The sequence below is a fragment of the Streptomyces sp. AcH 505 genome (assembly GCF_000818175.1).
Lineage (GTDB): Bacteria > Actinomycetota > Actinomycetes > Streptomycetales > Streptomycetaceae > Streptomyces.
Map to the genome: position 1 here is coordinate 4,277,804 of NZ_JTIY01000001.1, position 7,066 is coordinate 4,284,869.

Consider the following 7,066-nt stretch of genomic DNA (forward strand, 5'->3'; position numbering starts at 1 on the left):
CGGCCCGGCCGACTCGGCGCGCGGGCGGGCGGGCCGTACGCCGAGGGCCGCCAGCACCCCCGCCGCCTTGGCGTGGGTCTCGGCGACCTCGCCCGCCGGGTCGGAGTGGCGTACGAGCGTGGCGCCGACCGGCACCCGCAGCCGGCCGTCGGCCGCGATGTCGGCGGTGCGGATCAGAATGGGGGAGTCGAGGGTCTGCGCCCCGCCGGCGTCGAGCCCGACGAGCGCCAGCGCCCCCGCGTAGTAGCCGCGCCCCCGCCCGTCGGGCCCGAGCGGTTCGTGCCGCTCGATCACCCGGCAGGCGTTCTGCACGGGCGATCCGGTGACGGTCGCCGCGAACATCGTCTCCTTCAGCACCTCGCGGACGTCCAGCGAGGAGCGGCCGCGCAACTCGTACTCGGTGTGCGCGAGATGCGCCATCTCCTTGAGCCGGGGGCCGATCACCACCCCGCCCTTGTCCCCGACGGTGCACATCATCTTCAGTTCCTCGTCCACGACCATGGACAGTTCCTCGGTCTCCTTGCGGTCGGCCAGGAACGCCAGCAGTCCCTCGGGGGTGGGCCCCTCGGGCGGATAGCGGAACGTGCCGCTGATCGGATTCATCACGACCGTCCCGCCGCTCATCCGGACATGCACCTCCGGGCTCGCGCCGACCAGGGTGCGCTCCCCGGTGTGTACGACGAACGTCCAGTACGCGCCGCGCTCGGCGGTGAGCAGCCGCCGGAACAGGGCGAGCGCGTCGGCGCTGTCGAAGCCCGGCACACGGCCTTCGAACGTGCGCTTGATCACGAAGTTCGCGCCCTCGCCCCGGCCGATCTCGTCCTCGATGACCCGCCGCACGACGGCCGCGTACCGCTCGTCGTCGATGTCGAAGGCGCCGCCTTCGACCCGTACCGCGTGGTCGGGCAGCAGCTCGGTCACCTCGGCCAGCGGCAGTTCGTAGGTCTCGTCGGCGACCAGGACGGCCAGCGGCGTCCCGTCGTCGTGCACGTCGAAGCCGCGCTCCCTGATCTGCCGGAACGGCACCAGGGCGAGCGAGGGCCGGCTGCCGACGGGGATGCCGGCGAGTGTGTCCGCCTCGTGCACGGCCCCGATCAGCAGCTCCACGGTGTCGTGGTCGCGTCCGGGGGTGCGGCGGCGGAGCAGGGCGAAGGGCGGGCAGTCGGAGTCGAGGAGACGGGCGAGCAGACTGCGCGCCGACGGCTGAGACATGGGCGGGTGTTCCTTCCGGGACGGGGCGGGAGCGGGGCGGGAGGGCCGCCCCCGCTTCCCGCCCGGAGATCCCGGGCCCGGAAAACACCGAAGGCCGCCCTCGGGCGGCCTTCGCGATGCTGACGCTCGCGACGAATCAGGGGGCCGCCGGATGATCCGGCCACCACCAGCTCTGATTCGAATGCGCGAACATGCGTGGGACCTTACCGCACACGACCCGTTCCACACTGTGAGCCGGGCGGTTGTCACGGGCCGCGAGCGCGTAATCTGGGCGCCGTGACCGTGAAAGCTGAGAACCCCGCGACCCCTGTGCCGACCTGGAAAGATCTTCCCGCTGCCCAGCAGCCGGAGTATCCCGACCGGGAAGCCCTGCGCGAGGTCGTGGCGGACCTGGAGTCCTTTCCGCCGCTGGTCTTCGCGGGCGAGTGCGACCAGCTGCGGTCCAGGCTGGCCGCCGTCGCGAAGGGCGAGGCGTTCCTGCTCCAGGGCGGCGACTGCGCCGAGGCGTTCGACGCCGTGTCCGCCGAACACATCAGGGCGAAGCTGAAGACCCTGCTCCAGATGAGCGCCGTGCTCACCTACGCGGCGTCCGTGCCCGTGGTGAAGGTCGGCAGGATCGCCGGCCAGTACTCGAAGCCGCGCTCCAAGGGGACCGAGACCCGCGACGGCGTGACCCTGCCCACCTACCGGGGCGACTCCGTCAACGGCTTCGCCTTCGACGAGAAGTCCCGGATCCCGGACCCCGACCGGCTGAAGCGGATGTACCACGCGTCGGCCTCGACCCTCAACCTGGTCCGTGCCTTCACCACCGGCGGCTACGCCGACCTGCGCCAGGTGCACGCCTGGAACCAGGACTTCGTGAAGTCCTCACCGTCCGGGCAGCGTTACGAGCAGCTCGCCCGCGAGATCGACAACGCGCTCAACTTCATGAAGGCGTGCGGCACCGACCCGGCCGAATTCCGCGCCGTCGAGTTCTACGCGTCGCACGAGGCGCTGCTGCTGGACTACGAGTCGGCGCTCACCCGCACCGACTCGCGCACGAACAAGCTGTACGACACCTCGGGCCACATGGTCTGGGTCGGTGAGCGCACCCGCCAGCTGGACGGCGCGCACATCGAGTTCGCCTCGAAGATCAGCAACCCCATCGGGGTCAAGCTCGGCCCCTCGACGACCGTGGACGACGCGCTCAGCTACATCGACCGGCTCGACCCGGACCGGGAGCCGGGCCGGCTGACCTTCATCGTCCGGATGGGCGCCGACAAGGTCAGGGACAAGCTGCCGCAGCTGGTCGACAAGGTCACCGCCTCGGGCGCGACGGTGGTCTGGGTGACGGACCCGATGCACGGCAACACGTTCGAGGCGGCCTCCGGCCACAAGACGCGCCGCTTCGACGACGTCCTGGACGAGGTCAAGGGCTTCTTCGAGGTGCACAAGGGCCTCGGCACGCACCCGGGCGGCATCCATGTCGAGCTGACGGGTGACGACGTCACGGAGTGCGTGGGCGGCGGCGACGAGATCTTCGTGGACGATCTGCACCAGCGATACGAGACGGCCTGCGACCCCAGGCTCAACCGCAGCCAGTCGCTCGACCTGGCCTTCCTGGTCGCGGAGATGTACCGGGACCAGTAGGGCCCTCATGATCGGCGAGGGGATGGGGCGTGGATCCGTGTGATCCGCGCCCCATCGCCGTGCGCGGGGCTTTTGTGTGCGGAAGCCGGTGGGTAAGGTTAGGTTAGCCTCACCGATTCTTCGGGGGGCCTCGCCGTCGCTACGGCCCCACCATCGATCCCGCCGGGAGGTGAACCCGCGTGTACGTCTGCTCGTGCTTCGGAATCACCGATAAGCAGATCAAGGAACACGCGGACGCCGGAGCGTGCACCCCCCGGCAGATAGCTTCGGCCAGCAAGGCCGGCACCGACTGCGGCTCGTGCGTACGCCACATCCAGTCGCTGCTCGGCCGGGGCGGCTGCCCGCGCCGTGAGCTGCTGGAGTCGGTCGCACCCCCGGTGGCGGCCTCGGCCGCCCCCGTACTGCCGGGAGCGACGGCCGTGACCGTCGGCCTGGACGAGGCCCTAGGTCCTGCTCGTTCGGATCAGGCCCGGGGGCCGGTCGTCCGGATCAGGCCCTAGCTTTCCGGCTGCTCGATGAGCTGGGCGATGTACAGCGCCTCGCCGAGCTTCTCCACCAGCTCCAGCTGGGTGTCGAGGTAGTCGATGTGGTGCTCCTCGTCCTCCAGGATCGATTCGAAGATCCGCCGGGACGTGTGGTCGCCCTTGCCCCGCATCACGTCGATGCCGCGCTTGAGGCGGTCGATGGCCTCCACCTCGACCTCGCGGTCGGCCTTGAACATCTCCGTGACGGTCTGGCCCACGCGTACGTGGAAGAGCCGCTGGTAGTTCGGCAGACCGTCCAGGAAGAGAATCCGGTCGGTGAGCAGCTCGGCGTGCTTCATCTCGTCGAACGACTCGGCGCGGGTGTTCTTCGCGAGTTTCGTCCAGCCGAAGTTCTCCTGCATCTTCGCGTGGAGAAAATACTGGTTGATCGCGGTGAGCTCGGCGGTCAGCTGCTCGTTGAGGAACTCGAGGACCTCGGGGTCGCCCTGCATCGCGGCGGCTCCTTCCAGGCGTGTGAGCGGGCAGAATGCTTCGGATCCTTGCACCGTGGTGATCAGCCGTCCAGTAAGGGGCTACTTAGTCGGAGTTGCCCGAATCCGGGCAGACCTGGTCATGACCACCCCTCCCGGTCTGTCACCATTGACGGCATGGGTCAGCCGGAGAACCGGGGGTTTCGGGAGCCGGAGGAGTCCGGGCTTCCACCAGGTCAGCGCCTCCAGCGGGGCTGGCCGGTCACCCATTACGGGCCGGTACCCAAATTCAAACAGGACCGCTGGGAATTCCGGGTCTTCGGGGCCACCGCCGACGGCGACAAACACTGCTGGAACCACGAGCAGTTCTCGGCCCTGCCGTTCTCGACCGTCGTCGCCGATCTGCACTGCGTCACGAAGTTCTCCATGCTGGGAGCCGAATGGGGCGGCGTCCCCGCGCGTACGGTCCTGGACCTCGCGCCGCCCGCGCCCGGCGTCACGCACGCCATGGTCTGGGCCGAGTACGGCTACAGCGCCAATCTGCGGCTGGACGACTTCCGCTCCGACCGGACGATATTCGCCACCCACCGGGACGGTGAGCTGCTGACCGCCGAGCACGGCTTCCCGCTGCGGCTCGTCGTACCGCAGCTGTACGCCTGGAAGGGGCCGAAGTGGGTCAGGGGCGTGGAGTACATGACGGCGGACCGCAGAGGCTTCTGGGAGGAGCGCGGCTACCACAACGTCGGCGACCCCTGGCGTGAGCAGCGCTACTCGTACCAGGAGCTGCCGGAGGACGGCCCGGAGCTCTAGGTCTGGAGCTCTTGGGCCGGGGCCGGGGCCGCCGTCAGTGGTGGTACTGGTGCACGACCGCGTGGCCCTTGCCCCGGCCGATCAGCCACTTGTTGACCGGGGTGGTGACGACGAAGGCGATGGCCAGCGACAGCGCCAGACTGACCCAGAACAGCAGATCGGCCAGGCCGGCCTCCATCGCGCCGGGCCACAGGGCGATCACCCCGTTGTCGATCAGTTCCATCACGGCGATCGAGAGCGTGTCGGCGGCGAGCGCCACCCGGAAGGCCGCCTTGAAGGCGACGCCGGCGGCCAGGATGCCGCGCAGGGTCAGCGCGTAACCGAAGAAGAAGGCCAGTACGACCGCGAGGACCGTGGTCTCCACGTTGCCCCAGCCGAAGGCCGTGCCGATCACCATGCCGAGGATCTCGCCGATGGCACAGCCGGTGAGACAGTGCAGGGTCGCCCGGGCGGCCATGGGCCAGTCGGCGCGGGCGTGACCGCCGTGCTGGTGGGCGCCGGGCCGGCCGGTGCCGTGCTCGTGATCCATCGGAACCCCCTGTGACGGGACGACGTCTTCTGCCGACCCGTCCAACGGTATACCCCCATGGGGTATTCCGCCGGCTCCGGCTCATCCGTCGCGGAGCTTCTTCAGCCGCTCCACATCCGCCGCGTGCCCCTCCTTGCCGCCCGGCGTCTCGATCACCAGCGGCACCCCCTCGGTCGCCGGATGCCGGAACAGCTCACGGAACGGCTCCTCGCCGATCTGCCCGGAGCCGATGTTCTCGTGCCGGTCCTTGTGCGCCCCCGCCACGTCCTTGGAGTCGTTGGCGTGGATCAGCCGCAGCCGCCCCGCACCGACGGCGTCCACCAGCAGATCCAGCGTCCGCCGTGTGCCGTGCGGGGCGGCGAGGTCGTGCCCGGCGGCGAAGATATGGCAGGTGTCCAGGCAGATGCCCAGCTTGGGGTGGGAGTCGAGCGCCGCGAAGTACGCGGCGAAGTCGTCGGCCGTCGAGCAGAGCGAGAAGCCCTGACCGGCCGTCGACTCCAGCAGCAGATACGGATCGTCGTCGTGGGTCAGCTCGTCCAGCAGCGGCAGCAGCAGCCGCCGCACCTGCGCGAGAGCCACCTCGCGCGAACGGCCGCCGGTCGCGGAGCCCGTATGGACCACCACGCCGCGCGCACCGATCTCCCGGCCCCGCCGCAGACTGTGCCGCATCGATTCGACCGACATCCGCGCCGTCGCCTCGGTGTGCGAGCCGAAGTTGATCAAGTAAGGCGCGTGGACGAACACCGGGATCGCCTCGGCAGCGCACCGGGCCCGGAACGCCTCGTCCTGCGCCGGACTGCCCACGGGGGTCGCCCAGCCACGCGGATTGGCGACGAAGACCTGGACGGCCTCGGCGGCCAGCTCGTCGGCGTACGCGAGCCCCACCTTGGCGAGACCGCCGGCCACAGGGACATGGGCGCCGACCGGGTTACGCATGGGGAGCACGATACTTCGCGGCCGCAGCCGACAGGGCCTAGGCCCTGTCCGGTGCCTAGAGCCCCTCGGTCTTGATCGTGATCGTGCTGCCCTCGGGCGCGGTGTCGCCGCCCTCGACGGACTGCTCGGCCACGGTGTCGTCGATGAACGGGAAGCTGTGCTTGACGCGGACGTCGAAGCCCGCGTCCTCCAGCGCGCTCTGCGCCTCGTCGATCGAACGGCCCGTGACATCGGGGACCGTGATCAGCTTCGGCCCCTTGGAGAGCGTCAGCGTCACGGTGTCGCCCTCCGCCAGCTGGGCGCCCTCGCCGGGGGACTGCCGGGCCACCGCGCCCTCGTCGTCGTCGGAGTTCACCCGCTCGGCCGCGACCTTGACCTTGAGGCCGTTGTCCTCCAGCTCCGCCGTGGCGTCCTCGACGGACTCGCCGGTCACATCGCTGACGTCGATCGCGCCGCCCTTGCTCACATCGAGCGCGATGCCCTTGTCGGGCCGTACCTCCGTGCCCGGCTCGGGGTCCGAACGGATGACGGTGCCCTGGTCGTGGTCGTCGTCGAAGGACCGCGAGATCGTCCCCGAGGCCAGCCCCACCTTCTTCAGCGCCGTCCTGGCCTCGGCCAGGGTCATCCCCTCCAGGTCGGGGACGTCGACGATCTCCGGGCCGCGCGAGATGACGATCGTCACCGGGCCGTCACCACGGATGCGCGAGCGCGGCTCCGGATCGCTCTTCATGACCGTGCCGCGCTTGAAGGTGTCGCTGAAGTCCCGGGCGACCTTGGCGTCGAGCCCGGCGTCCGAGAGTCTGTTCTTCGCCGTCTGCTCGCTCTGGCCCAGCAGCGCGGGGACCCGGGTGAACTGGCCCGAGTTGATGTACCAGACACCGGCGCCCACCCCCACCACCAGCAGCGCGGCGACGATCATCGCGATCAGCCCGCGCCGGGGCACCCCCGCGCGGCCCGCCCGGCCACGGCCCCGGCCCGCGCCATGACCCTGCCCG

General features: G+C 70.2%; 8 protein-coding genes. 3 read left to right on the forward strand and 5 right to left on the reverse strand.

The window, feature by feature from the left end:
- Positions 1–1,212: chorismate-binding protein (locus HY68_RS45290; protein WP_241778619.1), on the reverse strand; the 1,212-nt coding region annotated here is incomplete at its 3' end.
- Positions 1,213–1,494: 282 nt separating this feature from the next.
- Here HY68_RS45290 and HY68_RS19585 point away from each other — a divergent pair.
- Positions 1,495–2,841, forward strand: coding sequence for a 3-deoxy-7-phosphoheptulonate synthase class II (locus tag HY68_RS19585; RefSeq protein WP_198533421.1), 1,347 nt, complete (start codon positions 1,495–1,497; stop codon positions 2,839–2,841).
- A gap of 179 nt (positions 2,842–3,020) precedes the next feature.
- Complete coding sequence (locus HY68_RS19590; protein WP_041990638.1) at positions 3,021–3,341, forward strand: (2Fe-2S)-binding protein; 321 nt, start codon at positions 3,021–3,023, stop codon at positions 3,339–3,341.
- Here the strand turns inward: HY68_RS19590 and bfr are convergent.
- Positions 3,338–3,817: a bacterioferritin gene (gene bfr / locus HY68_RS19595; protein ID WP_041990640.1), complete on the reverse strand. Its 480-nt coding sequence runs from the start codon at positions 3,815–3,817 to the stop codon at positions 3,338–3,340. The two genes, HY68_RS19590 and bfr, sit on opposite strands and share 4 nt — an antisense overlap.
- Positions 3,818–3,973: 156 nt before the next feature.
- Between bfr and HY68_RS19600 the strand changes: the two genes are divergently transcribed.
- Positions 3,974–4,606 carry a sulfite oxidase-like oxidoreductase gene (locus HY68_RS19600; RefSeq protein ID WP_041990642.1) on the forward strand — a complete coding sequence of 211 codons (633 nt, stop codon included), beginning with the start codon at positions 3,974–3,976 and terminating at the stop codon, positions 4,604–4,606.
- Between the two features lie 34 nt (positions 4,607–4,640).
- Here the strand turns inward: HY68_RS19600 and HY68_RS19605 are convergent, their stop codons facing one another.
- From HY68_RS19605 to HY68_RS19615, 3 genes are all read right to left on the reverse strand, one after another.
- Entirely contained in the window at positions 4,641–5,063 is a 423-nt protein-coding gene (locus HY68_RS19605; protein WP_241778779.1) for a DUF4396 domain-containing protein, read from the reverse strand.
- Positions 5,064–5,216: 153 nt separating this feature from the next.
- A complete protein-coding gene (locus HY68_RS19610) occupies positions 5,217–6,071 on the reverse strand; it encodes a deoxyribonuclease IV (RefSeq protein WP_041990646.1) in 855 nt (284 codons plus the stop codon).
- Between the two features lie 55 nt (positions 6,072–6,126).
- Positions 6,127–7,066, reverse strand: a 940-nt coding sequence (locus HY68_RS19615) for a Stk1 family PASTA domain-containing Ser/Thr kinase (protein ID WP_157874449.1), incomplete at its 5' end; no start/stop codon positions are given.

Bases quoted from the DNA above. Each gene is read 5' to 3' on its own strand.
- HY68_RS19605 (WP_241778779.1), bottom strand. From the start codon at position 5,063: ATGGCCGCCCGGGCGACCCTGCACTGTCTCACCGGCTGTGCCATCGGC.
- HY68_RS19600 (WP_041990642.1), top strand. From the start codon at position 3,974: ATGGGTCAGCCGGAGAACCGGGGGTTTCGGGAGCCGGAGGAGTCCGGG.
- bfr (WP_041990640.1), bottom strand. From the start codon at position 3,817: ATGCAGGGCGACCCCGAGGTCCTCGAGTTCCTCAACGAGCAGCTGACC.
- HY68_RS19610 (WP_041990646.1), bottom strand. From the start codon at position 6,071: ATGCGTAACCCGGTCGGCGCCCATGTCCCTGTGGCCGGCGGTCTCGCC.